The 18,536-nt window shown below is 59.1% G+C and carries 15 protein-coding genes and 2 pseudogenes; 9 read left to right on the top strand and 8 right to left on the bottom strand.

Translation table 11 applies throughout. The features are described from left to right. Positions 1 to 3: 3 nt before the first annotated feature. The 5 genes from LB556_RS29375 to LB556_RS29355 all read right to left on the bottom strand — a co-directional run bounded on the left by LB556_RS29375 (position 4) and on the right by LB556_RS29355 (position 4,606). Entirely contained in the window at positions 4 to 1,113 is a 1,110-nt protein-coding gene (locus LB556_RS29375) for an electron transfer flavoprotein subunit alpha/FixB family protein (RefSeq protein ID WP_024505237.1), read from the bottom strand. A gap of 16 nt (positions 1,114 to 1,129) precedes the next feature. Further along, complete coding sequence (locus LB556_RS29370) at positions 1,130 to 1,981, bottom strand: electron transfer flavoprotein subunit beta/FixA family protein (protein ID WP_063169390.1); 852 nt, start codon at positions 1,979 to 1,981, stop codon at positions 1,130 to 1,132. Between the two features lie 188 nt (positions 1,982 to 2,169). Then, positions 2,170 to 2,547, bottom strand: a complete 378-nt coding sequence (gene nifW / locus LB556_RS29365; protein ID WP_063169389.1) for a nitrogenase stabilizing/protective protein NifW — start codon at positions 2,545 to 2,547, stop codon at positions 2,170 to 2,172. Between the two features lie 179 nt (positions 2,548 to 2,726). Then, a complete protein-coding gene (nifS, locus tag LB556_RS29360; RefSeq protein ID WP_063169388.1) occupies positions 2,727 to 3,938 on the bottom strand; it encodes a cysteine desulfurase NifS in 1,212 nt (403 codons plus the stop codon). A 347-nt stretch (positions 3,939 to 4,285) separates the two neighbouring features. Next, complete coding sequence (locus LB556_RS29355; protein ID WP_029356570.1) at positions 4,286 to 4,606, bottom strand: HesB/IscA family protein; 321 nt, start codon at positions 4,604 to 4,606, stop codon at positions 4,286 to 4,288. A 210-nt stretch (positions 4,607 to 4,816) separates the two neighbouring features. Between LB556_RS29355 and LB556_RS29350 the strand changes: the two genes are divergently transcribed. After that, a complete protein-coding gene (locus tag LB556_RS29350) occupies positions 4,817 to 5,140 on the top strand; it encodes a hypothetical protein (protein ID WP_126066777.1) in 324 nt (107 codons plus the stop codon). Positions 5,141 to 5,191: 51 nt separating this feature from the next. After that, a pseudogene (locus LB556_RS29345) lies at positions 5,192 to 6,223 on the top strand (hemin-degrading factor); the annotation flags it as partial. Positions 6,224 to 6,484: 261 nt separating this feature from the next. Here LB556_RS29345 and LB556_RS29340 read toward each other — a convergent pair. Next, positions 6,485 to 7,717, bottom strand: a complete 1,233-nt coding sequence (locus LB556_RS29340) for an MFS transporter (RefSeq protein ID WP_063169386.1) — start codon at positions 7,715 to 7,717, stop codon at positions 6,485 to 6,487. Between the two features lie 1,487 nt (positions 7,718 to 9,204). Here LB556_RS29340 and LB556_RS29335 point away from each other — a divergent pair. The 6 genes and pseudogenes from LB556_RS29335 (at position 9,205) to LB556_RS29310 (ending at position 14,815) form a co-directional block, all read left to right on the top strand. Beyond that, complete coding sequence (locus LB556_RS29335; RefSeq protein WP_063169385.1) at positions 9,205 to 10,383, top strand: cytochrome P450; 1,179 nt, start codon at positions 9,205 to 9,207, stop codon at positions 10,381 to 10,383. Further along, positions 10,374 to 10,535, top strand: a pseudogene (locus LB556_RS29330) (ferredoxin); the annotation flags it as partial. The gene LB556_RS29335 and the pseudogene LB556_RS29330, both read left to right, overlap by 10 nt. A gap of 138 nt (positions 10,536 to 10,673) precedes the next feature. After that, a complete protein-coding gene (locus tag LB556_RS29325) occupies positions 10,674 to 11,261 on the top strand; it encodes a nuclear transport factor 2 family protein (protein ID WP_050580531.1) in 588 nt (195 codons plus the stop codon). Between the two features lie 148 nt (positions 11,262 to 11,409). After that, positions 11,410 to 13,011: an SDR family oxidoreductase gene (locus LB556_RS29320; protein ID WP_063169384.1), complete on the top strand. Its 1,602-nt coding sequence runs from the start codon at positions 11,410 to 11,412 to the stop codon at positions 13,009 to 13,011. Positions 13,012 to 13,149: 138 nt separating this feature from the next. Then, a complete protein-coding gene (locus LB556_RS29315; RefSeq protein WP_063169383.1) occupies positions 13,150 to 14,202 on the top strand; it encodes an LLM class flavin-dependent oxidoreductase in 1,053 nt (350 codons plus the stop codon). Then, positions 14,189 to 14,815 (top strand): nitrogen fixation protein NifQ, encoded by a 627-nt coding sequence (locus LB556_RS29310; protein ID WP_063169382.1) that lies wholly within the window; start codon positions 14,189 to 14,191, stop codon positions 14,813 to 14,815. The genes LB556_RS29315 and LB556_RS29310 overlap by 14 nt, the downstream gene beginning before the upstream one ends. Here the strand turns inward: LB556_RS29310 and rpoN are convergent. Continuing rightward, positions 14,812 to 16,245, bottom strand: coding sequence for an RNA polymerase factor sigma-54 (gene rpoN / locus LB556_RS29305; protein WP_063169381.1), 1,434 nt, complete (start codon positions 16,243 to 16,245; stop codon positions 14,812 to 14,814). The genes LB556_RS29310 and rpoN overlap by 4 nt on opposite strands. Before the next feature lie 68 nt (positions 16,246 to 16,313). Beyond that, positions 16,314 to 16,847, bottom strand: coding sequence for a peroxiredoxin (locus LB556_RS29300; RefSeq protein ID WP_063169380.1), 534 nt, complete (start codon positions 16,845 to 16,847; stop codon positions 16,314 to 16,316). Between the two features lie 1,173 nt (positions 16,848 to 18,020). Between LB556_RS29300 and LB556_RS29295 the strand changes: the two genes are divergently transcribed. Continuing rightward, complete coding sequence (locus LB556_RS29295; RefSeq protein ID WP_199489650.1) at positions 18,021 to 18,293, top strand: hypothetical protein; 273 nt, start codon at positions 18,021 to 18,023, stop codon at positions 18,291 to 18,293. The last annotated feature ends 243 nt before the right edge of the window (positions 18,294 to 18,536 follow it).

Here is an 18,536-nt window from a genome sequence, read left to right as displayed (position 1 = left end):
CCCTCAACTCGCAAGCTTGTCTCGACTGTGCGGCGACAGCCGCCGGGTGAAGGCTTCCGTCAGTGCGGGCAGGAAGCGGATTGCATCCGTGACGATCCCGAGGTGGGCGAACTCGAAAATCGGCGCGTTCGGATCGGTGTTGATCGCGACGATGAGATCGGCCCCCTCGACCCCAACTCGGTGCTGGATGGCGCCGGAAATTCCGGCCGCGATGTAAAGCTTCGGTCGAATGGTCTTGCCAGTTTGTCCAATCTGTCGATCAGCCGGCATCCAGCCCTTCTGGACCAAGGGGCGCGAACAGCCATGCTCGGCGCCGATCGCTCGGGCAAGATTCTTCACAAGCTGAAGGTTCTCCGCCGCTCCGAGACCGAGGCCTCCCGCAACCACGACATCCGCATAGGCAAGATTTGCCATTGCCGACTGGTTATCCGGTAGGAAGCCGAGGACTTTGGTGACGATATCGTCCTCAACGAGCGACAGCTTGTGCCGCATGACACGCCCGACCGGCTTATCCACCCGTTGCGGCATAGGCATGACCCTTGGTCGCACCGTCGCCATTTGCGGCCGGTAATTTAGTGTATAGATCGTACACAACAATGAGCCACCAAAAGTCGGACGGGTCGCGGCGAGTGAACCGTCGGAATCTACATCAAGTTCGGTGCAGTCGGCCGTGAGCCCCGTCTGCAGGGTCGTCGCTACCGAGCCTGCAAGATCCCTGCCCAGTGTGGTCGCGCCGAGAAGGAGGATTTCGGGTTTATGGGTATTGACCAGATCCGTGAGCGCCTTGGCGAACGGCTCGTTCCGGTAGTCGGCGAGCGGCGGCGCATCGACGATGTAGACAAGATCCGCCCCGTAAGCGAAGGCCTCGGCAACAGCGTCCTCGACCATCTCGCCCGGCGGTCCCAGCACGACGCCCGCGAGCTGGACTTCAAGCTTGTCGGCTAATTTGCGGCCTTCGCCCAGCAGTTCGAATGATACAGGATGCACATTGCCGCGTTCGAGCTCGAGGAAGACCCACACGTGCCGGTAGTCTTTGAAACGGTCGGGAAGTTCTTTCTTTACACCGGCACGGCCGGGGGCAATGCGAGGGGTAGTTTGGCTTGCGGTCGACATTTTCTGCTCCTGGCCGTCACGTGCCGCTGTTGAAGGCCAGCTCATGTTCCAGCGCCGGCCGGCGGGTTAAGATATCGGCGATGAGTTCATCGGCTATGTCCTGCAAGCCCCTTTCCGCGGTGTCGATCTGCGCCGCCCTTTCTGCCCGTGCGGTGGGGGCGAAAACACGCTTGACGACTGTAGGCGAGCCACGCAGACCGCACCGGGTGAGATCGTCAATGCCGGCGTCGGCTGCAGTCCACTTCACGACTTGGCTGCGCGCCGCGCACAGAGCCTGCTGGAGCGAGCCCCGGCGGATTTCGTTGGTGTCTTCCAGCATGGTAATGAGGCAAGGGAGTCTGCTCTTCAGCAACTGGGTGCCGCCTTCGGCGCGACGAGCGACTTCGATCTCTCGCGTATCGAGATCGATGGAGGCAATCTTCGCGACATAGGTAAGTTGCGATAAATCTAGGCGCTTGGCTATGCCCGGTCCGACCTGGGCGGTATCGCCGTCAATCGTCTGCTTGCCGGTGAAGACGATGTCCGGCCTGCCGAAAGTCTCCCCAATTTTTGCGATTGCTTGCGAAAGAGCAAAGGAAGTCGCCAGCGTATCGGATCCGGCAAAATAGCGGTCCGTCAAGAGAACTGCTCGGTCAGCACCGTAACCGAGCGCCTTTCGCAGCGAGTCCTCCGCCATGGGCGGACCCATTGTGAGCACAGTAACCTCGCCACCATGAACGTCGCGCAGTTTGAGCGCTTCTTCGAGGGCGAACAGGTCGTAAGGATTGATGATGGTCGGAACACCCTGACGCATGATCGTGTTCGTCACCGGGTGCACGCGGATCTGTGCCGAATCCGGCACCTGCTTGATGCAGACTACGATATGCATTGGCGGTTTCTCTAAGCTCCCAGTCCGGATTCGTGCTTGGCGGTTCACCTCATTGCCTGCATCGTTCATGCCAAGTCGTCTTCCTGCCTCTATTCCAGAAGGTGGCTTCGTTTGCTTCCGAGGAGGCGTCATGAGGACTGGATTTGTCGACTTCTCGACATTGTCGCGTCGCAGCCGTGTCGGGCTCATTACTTTCCGAACCGCTTCAGTGCAGAGTCGAGCGGGACGAAGGCGCGGCCAGGTGCGGGACATATGTTTGGATCGTGGTCCCTTAGCACCTTGAACACACGTTGCGTGAGCGGCGAGGAAGTCGCGAAATCTTCGTAGGCGCGTTCCAGCTTGGCGCGCACCCGCGCGGCGATTACCTGGTTAGGCAGACCGGAGAAATCTTCTTCGGCAAGGTATTGGCCCACGCGCTTCATGATATGGAGCCGCGAGACATTCATCACTTTCGGGTCGTAGGAGACGTCAAGGCAGGCGAAGAAGTCCTCCGCGGCCGACAGGCCCTTCAGTCGCGCTAGGATATCGGTGCGATCGATCGGGCGGCTATCAGCGGAGCAGTTCATTGTATTCTCCCGGCGCGAAATTGTGGTGTCGATGCATTGGTGACATTGCTGACGGCGTGCCGACCTCTGGCACGGCGGCTGGGCAAGAGACTTGGCGATCTCAAGCTTTTCTGAAGTGGTGAAGGCGACCCCGAGTTTAACTGCTCTCCTTGCGCAGGGTCGTCACGTTGAGGAAGACCTCACGGCTCGTCGGCTATTGTGCCGCTCGGACCCGGGCCGGAATGAAGCTGTTCTGCACCTCGCCCGCACAGTCCAGCACTGGGAACGGCCCGTAGCTTCTCGGTGATCGCAGGCAGGACCTCAAGCACGCGGTCTACGTCATCTTCGCCGTTGTCACGCGACAAGGAGAAGCGGACTGCCCCACATGCCGCGTTCATAGCGATCAGAACATGGCTCGGTTCCAGTGAGCCAGAGGCACAGGCGGACCCGGCGGAACAGGCGATTCCCAGCCGGCTCAGGACAATTGGAATTGCATCGCCTTCGATACCTTCGAATCCAATGTTTGCAGTGTTTGGCAATCGCTCTTGCGGATCGCCGTTGATGGATGTGTTTGGGATGCGCTGGATGATCCCGTTCTCAAGGCGGTCGCGCAACCATTTTATTCGTTTTGTCTCGTCCATGAATTTCAAGGCGAGTTCGGCCGCCATGCCCAGTCCGACTATGCCGGGTGTGTTTTCAGTGCCTGCACGCCGGTCGCGCTCTTGGTGCCCACCCTTGATCATGGAGGAGAAGCGCACGCCACGTCTTACATAAAGCGCGCCTATCCCCTTTGGACCATGCAGCTTGTGGGCGGAGAGCGACAGCATGTCGATCGCGGTCGATTTCAGCTCAATCGGAAGCCTTCCGACCGCCTGCACTGCATCAGTGTGGAAAAGCGCGCCGACTTCCCTGGCTAGATCGGCAAGCTTAACCACGGGAAAGATCGTACCGGTCTCATTGTTCGCCCACATTATCGAGACGATTGCCACTTGTGGGGTGAGGGCGGTTCTGTAGGCGTCCAGGTCGAGCCGGCCGTAGTGATCGACTGGGATAATGTGCACCTTGACGCCGCGCGTCTTCTCAAGGTGCGCGCACAACTTCAGAACGGCCGGATGTTCAACCGCGGAAGTCACTATTTCCGTTCGGTCGGGCATCACCTCCAGCGCCGAAAGGATGGCTGTACTGTCGCTTTCAGTCCCGCCCGAGGTGAAGATGATCTCGTCCTCGAATCCCGCGCCGATGAGGGCTTGCAACTGTTGCCTCGCCTTTCTCACGGCTTCAGCAACCGATGCGCCATAGGCGTGCATGGACGAATGATTGCCAAATTGCTCCGTAAAGAAAGGCAACATCGCTCCAACGACTGCAGGATCAACCCGCGTCGTTGCGTTGTTGTCGAGATAGACAGGGTTCATGGGAGTGATCCTTCAACTGCTGAAATGATTCAAGGGTAGTCGGGCCATTGAACCTCTGGCGCATATCGTATCTGGTAAGGTGGGCGGCCGGGGGAGCGATGGCTTGGCTGACCGGTCGCTGTCGACATTGCCCTTTGGTGGCGGCATCCGCCGGGAATTCAGCTGTTTCGGGCAATTTTGTTTGCTTGCCCACGGCAACGATCGATGATCGCGATTTGGTGCATCACCGAACGCAATTGTTCCGGGCCGACAGTGCGTGTCGGCCGGTTCCAGAGCGCCGGCGGTTACCGGTTCGACGCAGTATTCCTTGGCGTCGCTATAGTCGAACATAGCCTGTTCCCTCGCAATCATTTGCAGGACTTGCCGCAGCCGCACGTCTCACGCGCATTGGGGTTATCGAAAACAAAGCCGGATGTTTCGAGCCCAGTGACGAAGTCCACGGTCATGCCGGCGGCATGGGGTTGGGAGCCTCTATCCATGAACACCTTGAGCCCATCTCGCTCGATGATCGCATCGCCCTCACGTGAGACGCTCTCCAGGCCCATTGAGTATTGGAAGCCGGCGCAGCCGCCGGCATGGACCATGATGCGAAATCCTTCCGCCGGCTCGCTGGCGCGGTAAAGAGCGGCCTTGATGGCGGCAACAGCGTTGTCGGTGAGCGTAATCATGGCTCGATTTCTCCTCGGTCCGGCGTTTTCGTGGATCATCTCGCATGGACCGTGCCAAAGGGAAGACGTGTCAAAAACCGTAGGACATCCCGACGTCTCTTATGCTCGATTGCTGGGGAGACGTCCGACAACCGACACTTACTGTCGGGTTTGTCGCGTCCGCGTCACAGGAAGGGCGCCTGAGTTCGCGATGCACTCACGCGTAAAGCAATGAACAGAGCCAAAGATGTTCAGAGCTTGCCGCGGAGCAACTGGCACGATTTTTGTGAAGCCTTCGTTGCGGCGGCAAAATTGCCGGCCGATTCACCTTTGGGTTGCCCTCGCAATCGAAGAACGAAGGAAAGCAATATGATCCATCAGACCCGCCTTGGTGGGAAAGCAGCACCGCCGGTGGTACCCGAATGCTCGATCGGCCGATTGGCGCCGACCACCCAACAATCGCTCGCTACCGGCGATTGGCCGCTGACCGCCCGGAGACAGGATTCGACTGGCATGTGCCTGACGATCGATCGCGTCCGCCGTGCACATCCCTGAGGCCCGTTTTTCGATCGATCGTCAAAAGAAGAACGGGGCAGGGGTAAAAACATGGATCAGCGCAAGAAGCGGTCGCCCAACGAAATCCGGCGTGCGTGGGAAGTCTGTCCGAACATTCCCGCGCGTGATTTCGCCGCCCAATTGGCCATTTCGGAAGCGGAACTGGTCGCGGCCCATTGCGGTTTCGGCGCGGCACGCATCGACCCGCGCGTCAATCACCTTCTGACGGGCCTCGAATTCGTGGGCGAAGTGACGGCGCTGACCCGCAATCAAGGTGCCGTGCACGAAAAGATTGGCGTCTTCAACAGAGTGATAACCGGCAACAATCACGCCATGGTCCTTGGTGACGAATTCGACCTTCGCGTCTTCCCGCAGGCTTGGAGGTATGGTTTCGCTGTTGAAAGGCGCCATCGCGGCGGAATCCAGCGCAGTTTGCAATTCTTCGACGCCGCCGGCGCAGCAGTGCATAAGGTGCATCTCAGGCCGGTCTCCAACCTTCATGCCTATCGAAAGCTGGTGGCCGAGCTCGTATCCGCCAACCAGGAGCCGACCATGTCGCTTAAGGCGAGAGTAGCCGACCTGGGCGCGAGGACTGCGGACTGGGCCGGCACGGTGGACGACCTACGCGAGTACTGGAGCCGGCTGACTGACGTCAACCTTCTAAAGACGCTCAAGCTCAGCCGCTGCCAGGCTTTGCGCATGGTCGGCCAGGATTACGCTTGGCTGCTCGACAATGCCGCAGTTGGCGCCGTGCTCCAGCGTGCGGCCGAAGACGAATTGCCGATCATGTGCTTCGTCGGCAACCGAGGTTCTATCCAGACCCATTCCGGCTTAATCAAGTCGGTCAAGCAGATCGGGCCGTGCATCCATGTGCTGGACGAAACGTTCCGGCTGCATCTCAGGACCCACCAAATCCGTGAGGTTTGGGCCGTGCGCAAGCCGACCAATGACAGTCACGTCACCTCGCTCGAAGCATATGGGTCCGACGGCAAGATCATCATCCAGTTGTTCGGTGCGCGCAAGGAAGGCGAACGCGAGCGCGACGACTGGCGGGTTCTGGCGGAAAACCTGCCTCGTTTCCCCGACAGCTACATGAGAAAAGACCGATCGTCGTCGGTGGGACGCCGGCGCCCATCTGCCTCCGCAGCCAGTAGCCGGGCATTGAAGCCGAGACCGGGGACACGATGACGCAATAAGCGCGCTGTATTATCGCAACGCGATGAGCAGGAAGCAATTTGGCGCTGCCCCATCGACCGCATGGTTACGACGAAGCCGCGGCCTTTGGGCCGAGCTCAGAGGTGACAATAGCGTGAACGCCGCCGACCGTCACTCCCCACCAGGCGGTCAGGTTTTGCGGTTCGGGCCGAGCAAAAATACTGTCAAGACAGCGAGGAACGTGGCAACCGCGCTGTAGACAAAGACACTGGCAATACCCGTGTGATCCACCAATAGGCCACCGCAAGTTGTGCCGGCTGCGATGGCCACTTGGAAGGTTATGACCATCAGTACACCAGCGCTCTCGGCCTGTTTCGGAGCGGCGCGTAGCACCATCCATGTCTGCAATCCGACCGGGACCGCGCCAAAAGCAAAGCCCCATACGGCAACTGCAATTGCCGAGGTCAAGGCCGATGCTCTCATGGTCAGGAGCGAGACAGCGGCTACGGCAATGAGCAGGGGCGGCAGGGCCGCGACCGCCTTGAGACTGTGTTTGGTGAGGAATGCGCCGGCTAAATTGCCGAAGACGCCGGCCGTGCCAAAAGCAAGGAACACGAGCGGGATTGACTTCTTGTCGAGCGCAGGAACGCTCTCGAGAAAGGCGCGGATGTAGGCGAAGCTGGCAAAATGGCCGGAAGCGACCAATAGCACGACTAGCACCGCAACCTTCATCGCCGGATTCTTCGCGACATCCAGCGGACTGCGGAATCTGCGCACTTCGATCGGAGGCAGTGGCGGAATGGTTACGAGTTGCACGAGCAGCGCAACGGCACTCACGATTGCGGCGACCTTGAACGAGGCTCGCCATCCCCAAATGTCACCGACATAAGCGCCGATTGGAGCCGCGCAGACGGAGGCGACAGAAACGCCGGTGAGGATGACCGACATGGCGCGCGGCATGAGGTGACTTGGAACCAGCCGCATCGCCAACGCTGCCGAAATTGACCAAAAACCACCAAGCGATATGCCAAGGACGACGCGTGCCGCCAGCAAAACCGGCAGCGACCCCGCAACCTCCGCCAGAACGTTCGACAGGATCAGCAGGAGCGTCATCGCCCAGATGACGACCCTGCGGTCCAGACGCTTTGTCACGATGGCGATTATCGGTGCCGAGATCGCCGCGACGATTGCGGCCGCTGTTAGCGCCTGTCCAGCCGTGCCCGTGGTGATACGGAGATCATGCGCGAGCGGTGTCAGAACGCTGGCGGGCAGAAACTCTGCCGTCACAAGCCCGAAGGTGCCGAAGGAAAGCGAAATGATGGCACCCCATGCAGGGCCAGAACGTTGATAGGGACTTTCTGGGTCAAGCCGATCTCGGTCGAACAAAGCCGCGTCCACTAAATCTGTCGCCGATTCGGTCATGAATGAGTTCTCCGGCTAGGAGCTGTTGCAGCAGGGGTGGCTACATCGCCGGGGATCAAAGCCGCGAGACCTTCCGGCGGCGGCCAGTCGGCATCAGTCGAGGCCTCGGAGCCCGACGCATCCGAGGCCTCATCGGAGGGCCGACGGACCCAACCGTCGACAATGCGGGAGAGTTCTCGGCGCGGTCGCATCGATCGCATTCGTCGAAGTGCGGTCTGTTCACTGCGAACCAAGCAAGCCGAACGCGGTGTCCTCGATCGAGGCCTTGATGGGGGGATGATCGACGATCTCTATATTGCTTTGAAGCAGGAAGTTCCGTCGCCATATGTGGTTATCCTGGCAGCCAGAATTGAGCGGTTGTCGCAAGCACCAAGGCGGTCGCAATGAGTGCAACGAGGCGGAAGTCTGATCGATGGCTGCGGTTCGATGGCCGCGCGATCGACAAAATTGAGGTGATGAGTTATCCCTTTTGAAGCCGTTGCTCCCAATTCTGGGATAAGGTAATTGCAGGCGGTCCCAGCAACGTCGGGCGGCCTTTTTGGTGATCGAATTCATGGGACGACACTCTCGGTCCGTGACGCATCTGCGAATGACTCCGCAAGTTCCGTGCCATCAACGACAAATCTGGCTCTGCTGAGCGGGTGGTGGAGGCACGAGCGTGGGCTATCCCAAGAGCTTGCCGCAAGGTTGTTCGAAGTTGAGGTGCCGGATAGACCGCAAATATGTCGGGCGGCCTGGGGTTGGCCAACACGAAGATGCGCAAGTTCAAAAGGACGAGCTGAACCCTTGCCGATATCCATCCGAGGCTGATCTGGAGAAGGTCAAGAACTGCGTCTTGAAGGCTTCCGCCGCACCGGCAAATGCTAAGCCAAGGTGCTGGGCAAGATGGACAGGGCCATCCAACCCGTCGACTGGACGCTCATTAATGGCGTCGGTGTGGCTCTGTAGCTGGCGAGAAAAACGCCCTGCTGAAAGACAAAAGCTCGTGTGGCCGGCTCTGAAGGACGGCCAATGAGGCATGCGAGGAGAGGCTATAGTCCATTCGTGTAGACTGATCTTGTCCTACGGAGGCGGCTAACCACCCCGCCAGACATCATCGAGGGGAGCGCCACTAGGCTCACCCCAAGTGTTGGTCGTTTCCACCTGGTGACCTCGGCCAAGTCACCAAGCCGCTTAGCGCAAGCTTTCGAACTGGATGCTCCCCGGGCACATGATCGGCTAGCGATCCCACCAGTTGAGTTGCTCCAAGTCGCTGTCTAGCATTCTACATTCTGTGTCCGACGCTGGACAAGAATGTTGCAATCCCGACCAGCAAGTCAGCGCAGGCGCCACCTGTTGCCCAGCAAACGGCAAGGATTATCGAAAGACGAATTCGGCACGGAGCTTGCACCGACGATTGCATGCAAATGCCGACAGCATCTCATGAACGGTCTCTCGATTCTGGCGCGGTTAAATCGCGGCCGGTTCCAGATCATGTCCCGCCCGAAATGGTGAGGGACTTCAACCTGTTTACGTCGCCCGGCATGTTGCCGACGGCTAACGGGGATCCGCATGCAGCGGTTGCTTGCGTTCATGCCGGGCCTCCGATCTTTTATTCAACCAGCAACACGCGCGACGGTCGGGGTACCTGGGTCATCACTCGCGCGAGCGACCAGCGCCGGGTGCTGCAGGACACCGAAACGTTTTCCAGCCATCGCAGCATCTTCGCCTCTGTGCTCGGCGAGAGCTGGCCGATGATCCCGCTTGAGCTCGATCCGCCATTCCACGGTGTTTTTCGCTCACTGCTCAATCCGCTGCTTTCGCCAAAGCGGGTAATGGCATTGGAGCCGGCTGTCCGGGAACGAGCGATCAAGCTGATCGACAGGATCGCCGCATCAGGCACGAGCTGCGACATCATGAAGGATTTTGCAGTTCCGTTCGCGGTCAATATCTTCCTTCGCTTTATTGGGCTTTCGGACAACGGACTAGAAACATTTGTCGGCTGGGCTAGAGATCTGCTCCACGGCGATAAGGAGCAACGACCACCCGCAGCCCGGACGATCGTGGCCTTCATCGACGAACTTGCCACCGAGCGCCGCAAGGAGCCGGTCGATGATTTCATGACCTTCATCGTGAAGGCAAAGGTCGAGGGTCGTCTGCTCAGTGACGAAGAAGTCCGTGGCATCGGCGTGCTTGTGTTCGTCGCGGGACTCGACACGGTCTCAGCAGCCATATGCTTCGACTTGGCCCATCTCGCGCGCAACCCCAAAGATCAGGAATTGCTACGAAGCGAACCTGACCGGATTGCCGTCGCTGCGGAAGAATTGCTGCGCGCCTATTCGACCATTCAGATGATCCGAGTGGCAACGAAGGATGTCGACTTCAAAGGCGCGCCGATCCGCAAGGGAGATTATGTTTCCTGTGCCACGATGATTGCCAATCGTGACCCGGCGGAATTCGAATGCCCGAATGAGATCGATCTGGCGCGCGAGGACAACCGGCACGCTGCCTTTGGCTATGGTCCCCATCGTTGTCTTGGCTCACACCTTGCCCGGCGGGAGATTGTCATTGGCCTGGAGGAGTGGCTGGCGCGCATCCCAGCCTTTCGGATCAAGACAGGGACTGAACCTATCACCTTCGGCGGCCATGTGTTCGGGATCGAGAATCTGATCCTGGAATGGTCCTGAAGTTTCAGCCAACGACATTGGAGTTCGCTATGCGTGTCGTCGTACATAAAGCCAGATGCCAGGGTCATGCGCGCTGCTGGGCGCGGGCGCCGAGAGTCTTCAAGCTTGATGACGCCGGCTACATCTTGCCCGGTGATATTGATGTTGCCGATGGGGAGCAACTGCTTGCCTCAAAAGGGGTACGAGCCTGCCCCGAACAAGCTCTGGAAGTTGACGAGCCCCCCGCTAACTCAGTTGTAGAGAGAGACACACGCAAAGTGCAGACTGGCATCGGGAAGGACAAAACAATCATACAATTCGCGACAGACCCTGTCGACCACGCGAAAATTACCGAACTGCGTGACCGAGAGGCGATCCGCAACTGCCTGTATCGGTACTGCCGCGGGATAGACCGCGCCGATGAGGCGGCGCTGCGTAGCGCATACTGGCCCGAAGCGTATGACAGGCACGGTCCCTATTGCGGACCGGCAGAGGACTTCATCCAATTTGCTCTCGGTCTGCCGGGGCACCGTAACATCCATCAAATCACGAACAGCCTGATCGACTTCATCAGTTCAGCAGAGGCCGCGGTCGAGAGCTATTTCACCGCGCTGCAACGCGGACCGGATACAGACCAAGAAATACGTCAGACGCTGCTTTGCGGCCGTTACTGCGATCTGTTTCAGAAGAGGCAGGACGAGTGGCGAATTGCGGAACGGACAGTCGTCTACGATTGGGTTGAGGAGCAAATCCCGCCAGCGATTCTTGAGGCAGATAGGTTCGGCCGGCGACAGCCGATTGGAGCACCACATCCAGACGATCCCATCTACCAGTTGCTCAAGGGTCACATCCCCACCGACCAAGATGGCGTCGAGGGTCCCCAACTGGGAGCTGCATAAGTGGGTAGGAATGGAGGATGAGCGCCCTACGGGAACGACATCTGTGTGGGGCCGCGACTGGCGGTCACTGCAACGATTTGGCTCGGCCCTTCATTCCGCCCAAGGTTGATGGGCTGAGATCACAAGCGGTCATCGTGGAGAAGCTCTCGTGAAACTGGCAGCACGCACCGTAATCATCACAGGCGCTGCGGGCGGGATCGGCCGTGCCCTGGTCGATATCCTTGCCGCGGACGGAGACACTGTAGTTGCGGTGGACCTTCCGGGCAGTGGTGTGGTTGAACTGGCTCGGGATCTCGGGTCGCCGCACGTCGGTCTGGAGTGCGATGTGTCGCGAGAGAAGGACATGCTCTCACTTTTCGGCCAGGTCGAAGCACGGTTCGCGCAAATCGATGTCCTCATCAACAATGCGGCGGTTGGACCCACGATGGATAGGATCATCGACACCGCTGTCGATACCTTCCGACGCGGCGTGACAGTGAACCTTATTGGGCCATTCGTTATGGCCCGGGAAGCGGCGCGGCGCATGAAGCCGGGCGGTGCGATCGTCAATGTGGCTTCGATGGCGGGCGTGGTCGGCAATCCCAGGCGCAACGCCTACGCAGCCTCGAAAGCTGGCGTGATCTCGTTGACAAAGTCCCTTGCATGCGAGTGGGCTATGCGAGGAATCCGCGTCACGGCGGTGGCGCCGGGCTCCGTCCGCACCCCAATGGTCACAGAACTGGCACGCGCTGGCAAAATGGACCTCGCGGCGATACGCCGCCGCGTGCCGATGGGGCGCTTGGCTCGCCCCGACGAGATCGCCAGGGTCGTGCGTTTTCTGAGCAGCACGCAGGCGCGCTACATCACCGGCTCGGTGCTGGCAGTCGACGGAGGCTGGATGTCATTCAACCAGCCGGGGGATGCTCACCCGCCGGTGGATGGTGCGCTCCAAGCCGAGCTCTCCTGTCCGGCCGAATGCACAGATGCGCGAATCGTGCTCGTCACCGGTGGCGCAAAAAGCATTGGCGCGGCCGTCGCTCGCCGCTTTGCCGCGAACGGCGACACCGTCGTGATTGCTGATAAAGATGGCACTGCAGCGGCAGAGCTGGCTACATCGCTCCCCGGCAAGCATCTGGCGAAATCGCTGGACGTGGCCGTCGAGAGCGATGTGGTGTCGATGTTCGAAGAACTGAGGGGACGCTTCGGGTATATCGATGTTCTGGTCAATAGTGCTGATACCGCCGACAGGATTGTGCCTGCGATCGAGCAACTGTCGAAACAGCTCGAACACGTCCTGGATGTCAACCTTACCGGCGCCTTCACCTGCGCGCGCGAAGCGATCAAGGCTATGCGCCCGGGCGGCGTGATCCTCAATCTCGGGTCGATCGACAGCTTTCTGCCGTTCGCGCCGCGCCATGCCTACGGCGCCTCCAAGGCGGGGATGGATATGCTGACCCGTTGCATGGCGGCCGAACTCGGGCCGGTCGGAATTCGGACAGCCACCGTCGCTCCTGGCCACATCCGCACGCCCGCACTTGCTCAGTTGGCCAAAGCCGGCCGCATCGACCTGACAGCAATCGGACGACGCATCCCCATGGGCAGGATGGGACGGCCAGAAGACGTCGCAGATGCATCGTTCTTCCTTGCTTCGTCTGACGCCTCATACATCAACGGCTCGATCCTCTACGTGGACGGCGGCTGGACCTCGTTCGGTGATGCGGGAAACGCCAGCGAGCTCTATGACGAATGTTTTGCGGAGGCCGCAGGTTAATTGCCAGGCCTTCGCAGGGCGACCGGCCGAGCATTATGAAGCCTCGGCTCCACGACGCACCTGAGGTGCTTGAGATCCAAGCATGCGCATGCCGAGCACATTCCCGGTCGGCTGACGTGTCTATAACGAGGAGAAATCATGGAATTTGCCACTTTCATTCTGGCCGCCCAGCGTGGCTATCACCAATCCTCAGAAAGCGTCATCCGCAACTCCATCGAACAGGCCGTCGCTTCGGAGCAGGCTGGGTTCAACACCGCGTGGTTTGCTGAGCACCACTTCAACAATTACAGCCTCATACCATCCCCGCTGATGATGGTGGCGCACTGCGGCGGCTTGACAAGCACGATTCGCCTGGGCACTGCCGTCTGCGTGCTGCCGCTTTACCAACCGCAGCGCCTGCTGTCCGAGATCGGCTTCGCCGACATCGTTGCGAACGGCCGTCTCGAGCTCGGCGTAGGCTTGGGATACCAGCAGTTCGAGTTCGAACGGTTCGGCGTGGACATCGATGAGGCGCCGGCCGTCTTTTCGGAATACCTGGACATCATTCTCAAGGGCCTCAACCAAAACGTCTTCGAACACGACGGCCAGTATGAGAAGATCCCCCCAACAGCGATTTCGGTCCGCACAGTCCAGCAGCCGACGCCGCCTATCTGGATCGCTGGCGGAGCCGCACGGATGGCTCGGGCCTACCGCGAGGGGCACAATTTTTTTGTCACAGCCTTCCACGACGGCTTAGAGACTTTGACCACACTGCGTGAATCAGTCGAGAGGGCGGCGGCATCCGAGGAAAAGAACGTCACCGACGTCAAGATATCGCTGCTGCGCTGCTGCTATGCCAGCCACGACGAGTTGGAGATCAACAGCTATCTCGACAATGCCCGCTTCCAGCGCCGGCTTTCTGAAGCCCTGCATCAGCGTCGCCAACAGAGCCACGATGGCTACCTGCTGCAGGAGACACCGACCCAGCAGGATCTGTCCTTCGAGACCATGCGCAAAAATTTGCCGATTGGCAGCGTAAATCGCGTGATTGATCGCCTGCTGGAAGAGATCGATATCTTGAAACCGGACCAGATCGCAGTTCAGACTCAATTGGGCGACTTCGACCAAAAGACGATGCTGCGCCAGATCGAGCTCTGGGGCGACAAGATCATCCCTGCGGTCAACAAGGCGCTTTGTCATGCCGGAAGCTGAAGCCGGCCGTTACGATGATGGCTGCCTATCCAGCGCGCAATGGCGTGGGTCCGAGCTAGGGAGGAGCTTCGATCAGCATGTGCTGCCCTGCGTACATTCACGTTCGCTTGAGGAGGTCCAGGCGGGCGAGGTGTTGGCGACGGAGGGGACAGGCCTTTCGTCTGTCGAATTGCGTGATGTCTTGGCCGCAACTTTCCCGTCTACCTCCAGCAGCGTATTCGCTTTGGAGGAGTTGAGCGAGCCCGAGCCGGAACTGGAAGAGGAACTGCTACGCCGGCTGCTGCTAGCGCATGCTGCGCCGGCCGACCCGGCGAGCGCCCGCTTGGCCAAGATCATCGCCCGGCGTGCGATGCGCATGGACCATCTTTGGCGGGATCTTGGCCTCTCAAATCGCGCTGAGCTCAGCCGCCTGCTTGCCAGACATTTTCCCGCGCTGGCGGCAGGCAACACAGAAAACATGAAATGGAAAAAGTACTTTTACCGCAAGCTGTGTGAGGCCGAAGGCTTTTCGTCATGCACAGCACCCAGTTGCGGGGAATGCCATGACTTCGAAAGCTGCTTCGGCCCGGAGGAAGTTGAGAGTCGCCTCTCGCCGACCACGAATGTCGGTTAGTCACTTCGCTTGATCGCAGCTGCGGACAAACGCTTATCGCGGCGCCGTCGTATGGAGGAAGGGATGTTCATCGCCTCGCGATATTTGGTGACGGTACGGCGAGCGACATCGATGCCGGTCTCCTTGAGTTGAGCAACGATGTCTTCGTCGGAATGTACCTTGTCGAGCGATTCTTCGGCTATGATTGCCTTGATCCGATGGCAGACAGCTTTGGCGGAGTGCGCATCGCCGCCCTCGCAGGATGCGATTGGCGCAGCGAAAAAATACTTCAGCTCGAACACCCCGCGCGGAGTCAACATGTACCTGTTCGAAGTCACCCGGCTTACCGTCGACTCGTGCATGCCGATCTCGTCAGCGACATTTTTGAGACAGAGAGGCCGCAGATGGGCGGCGCCGTGTGTAAAAAAGGCATCCTGCTGGCGCACGATTTCGGTCGCAACCTTAAGGATCGTCTTAGCGCGCTGCTTGAGACTGCTGATCAGCCAGTTCCCTTTTTCCTGGCAATTGTCGAGAAACGCTTTGCCTTCCGGATTTTGCTTGGTCAGCTGCGAGATTTCGGCGACATAGGTGTGGTTGATCAACACTTTGGGCAGCGTGGCCGGATCAAGCTCCACCCGCCATCCACCTTCGGACTTGGGCATTACCCAGACGTCCGGTACGATGGTTTCCGGCGTCCCGGACTGGAACCGGTCTCCAGGCTTGGGATCGAGCGCGCGGATTTCGTTCCTCATGTCGAGGAGATCCTCCTCGTCGACTCCGCAACGCTGCTTCAATCCCTGAAAATCCCCCCGTGCAAGCATCTCGAGATTGGCGACCAAAGCTGCCATAGCCGGGTCGAACCGGTCTTGCTGGCGCAGCTGAATCTCCAGGCATTCGCTGAGAGTTCGCGCAAAAATGCCCGGCGGATCAAATTGCTGCAAGATTCCGATGACCCGTTCCACATCAGCTTGCCGAACGTTTAACGTCCTGGCCAGATCGAAAAGGTTTACCTGAAGATAGCCAGTGTCCTCCAGATGAGCGGCGAGCTGTCCGGCAATCAGCCGCTCCTGGGGGGTGAACGGGTTGAGGGCGACCTGGCGGGCGACATGGTCGTGCAATGTTTCGGTGTGGGCGGTAAACTCCTCGACGGCAGGTCGATCGTTGCCGCTACTGCGTTGCGACTTCCATTGCCCGCGCCCGCCAGACGGCCCGCCAATGGGCGATTCGCCGATTTCGCTTCTGCTTTGACTGCTCCGCTGATCCACCCCTGGCAGCGGCGAATCGTCGTCAAACGGGTCAGGCTTCAAAACGGGGTTCTTCTCGAGTGCCTGCTGCACGAGCTGATGGAGTTCAGTATGCGTCAATCGCAGCAAGCGAATAGCTTCAATGGCTTGAGGCGATAAGACCATACGTTGCTTCTGGCGTTGAAGCAGGCTTGCTGAGAGATGCATGTTGAACCGTGATCTGCCGAGGAGGCTCTAGTGTGTGCTTGGGTTGTGTGAGACTTTCCACTTCTGGGTCATGCCGCCGCCTTCAATTTGTCGAGAACGTTTTGCGGGGATGAAACGCCATAGGGGTCCGTCTCGCAGTTGTCACAGAAGCCTTCCTCCTCGAACCACTGCTCCACCACGCCATCGTCGATCAGAGCGGCGTATCGCCAGGAGCGCATGCCAAAGCCCAGATTGTCCTTCGCGACCAGCATGCCCATTTTGCGCGTGAACTCGCCCGACCCGTCTGGGATCAGCTCGATCTTCTGCAGCCCCAAGGACTTTCCCCACGCATTCATGACGAAAGCATCGTTGACCGAGACGCAGTAGATCGCGTCAATTCGCAGTTCCAGAAATTGATCATAGAGTTTTTCGAAATCGGGCAGTTGGAAGGTCGAGCAGGTCGGGGTGAAGGCGCCAGGCAGCGAGAACAGGATGATGCGCTTGCCCCCGAAATAATCGTCGGAGGTCTTGTTCTCCCACTGATAAGGATTTGGCCCCCCGATCGACTCATCGCGAACACGCGTGCGAAAGGTCACGAGAGGAACGTTCTTTCTATAGGTCATTGATTTGCTTCCAGGCCAAAGTGGTACGGTGCATTTTTCGGTTAAACTGAAGCGGCATCGACTTCGGTCGACAGTTCCGGCAGCCTCGCGCCTTGGCGTGGTTGCCTCGGACCGGTCTTGTGCAAGACCGCCCCCGAGCAGGCACGTTTAACGGCGACGAGCTTCCGCGGAGACGGGGAATTTTGCTCGCGTGCTTTATCGAGCTTTGAGAGGTAGGCATGGTCTGCAACCGTGATTTTGACTGCGTTCTATCGACCGAGTCGCAAGCGCCATGCCAATTGACCCGATGCCTTGGGTTCACTTCGGTTTTTGCAGCAACTTTCGTGTTGTGCAGTAATGCCGGTCGATATTATTGCTCAAGCAGCACTGGAAATTGGGTGCGACTCCGTTCGGCAAACCCGGCCTTTGTCCGAAGCCGGACACGAATGTCGGAAATAGCCAAACGCCAGGATCTGGGGCGGGTTAAGAAACGTTGCCGTGGGCACCGGCTTCAGCACAATTGCGCCACGCGAGCATGGCTCCCAGCGTCAATGCCGTGCAGCAGCGAGACGAAGTCACTGCAGAATATCAACCTCTGCGAAGTCGTTGAAACCCAGCATGTGCGAGCCGTTCGAGGCGCAGATCAAGGCATGCTCGAGGAAGAGCTCGTGCTCTCGGCAGCAAGTGTTGCGACGTCTGACAAGGATCGTCGCGCTTCAAGGAAAAGAACCTGAATGGTGCACGGCTTGTGAAGGCCGGCGCATGGAAATGGCTGGGCTGATCATCCTCCATGAGGGTTGAATGAAGAGCTGGCCCCTATCTCCCTCAGCTGCAACGGGGGGAGATAGGGCATGTCCGTCTATCGCGCTGGGTAACATTCCTCGGTGATGCAATAAGGGGGAGCAATTTCTCATTTCGGCAGACACGACCCAGCTCTCCTTTCATGCGCTGATTCCCCCAGGGGAAATCGCGACTCCAGGCTTCCTATGCAGCGAATCGCGGTGCTGTCCGATGTCCGACAATGTCGGATGCGGATCGTAGCTGGGCTAGATCCGTCACTTTGCCTCGATGGTTTCCCACTGGCCTTATATCTGCTTCGCCCAAATGCGGCGACATAACCTGTGCGGCATCTGTGAATGGATCGACTTCAATCGAGACCTCGGAGGTCCCGATGCGCGAAGGGAGCTTGCCGATATGACGGCCACCATAGCGAACCACGGTCCGGACGACGAGGGGACTTGGATCGGCGGGCCTGCGGCGCTGGGACACCACCGCCTGGCAATCATCGATATCCAGGGCGGCCGCCAGCCGAGGATGCTCCAGGGGGATGGCCGACCTGACTTGGTGCTCGTCTACACGGGTGAGACTTACAACTACCGCGAGCTGCGTCAACAGCTGGCCGGCCTAGTCCATCGCATGAACACGAGCAGTGACACCGAGGTGGTGCTGCACCGCCCCCGCGAGTAGGGCTCTTCGGCGGGTACACTTTTTTCACGAAATCCGTGAATGTTTCTCGCGACATCATCCCGCAATCGGTGGTGCAGCGGGTGAAGAGCCCGTATCCGGCTATCCAGAATGCCGCCTACGACAAAATACTACGTACGCGGTTCACTGTGATGCTGGACGACCTAGTTGTGGAGCTTCAACAGGTTGTCCTCGATCAGGGCGAGGCGACTGATAGGCGTTTTTGACTTTAGGCTGCCATGTGGA

The organism is Mesorhizobium sp. ES1-4, assembly GCF_020164745.1.
Taxonomy (GTDB): domain Bacteria; phylum Pseudomonadota; class Alphaproteobacteria; order Rhizobiales; family Rhizobiaceae; genus Mesorhizobium.
This window is presented reverse-complemented; position numbering and strand designations above follow the sequence as displayed.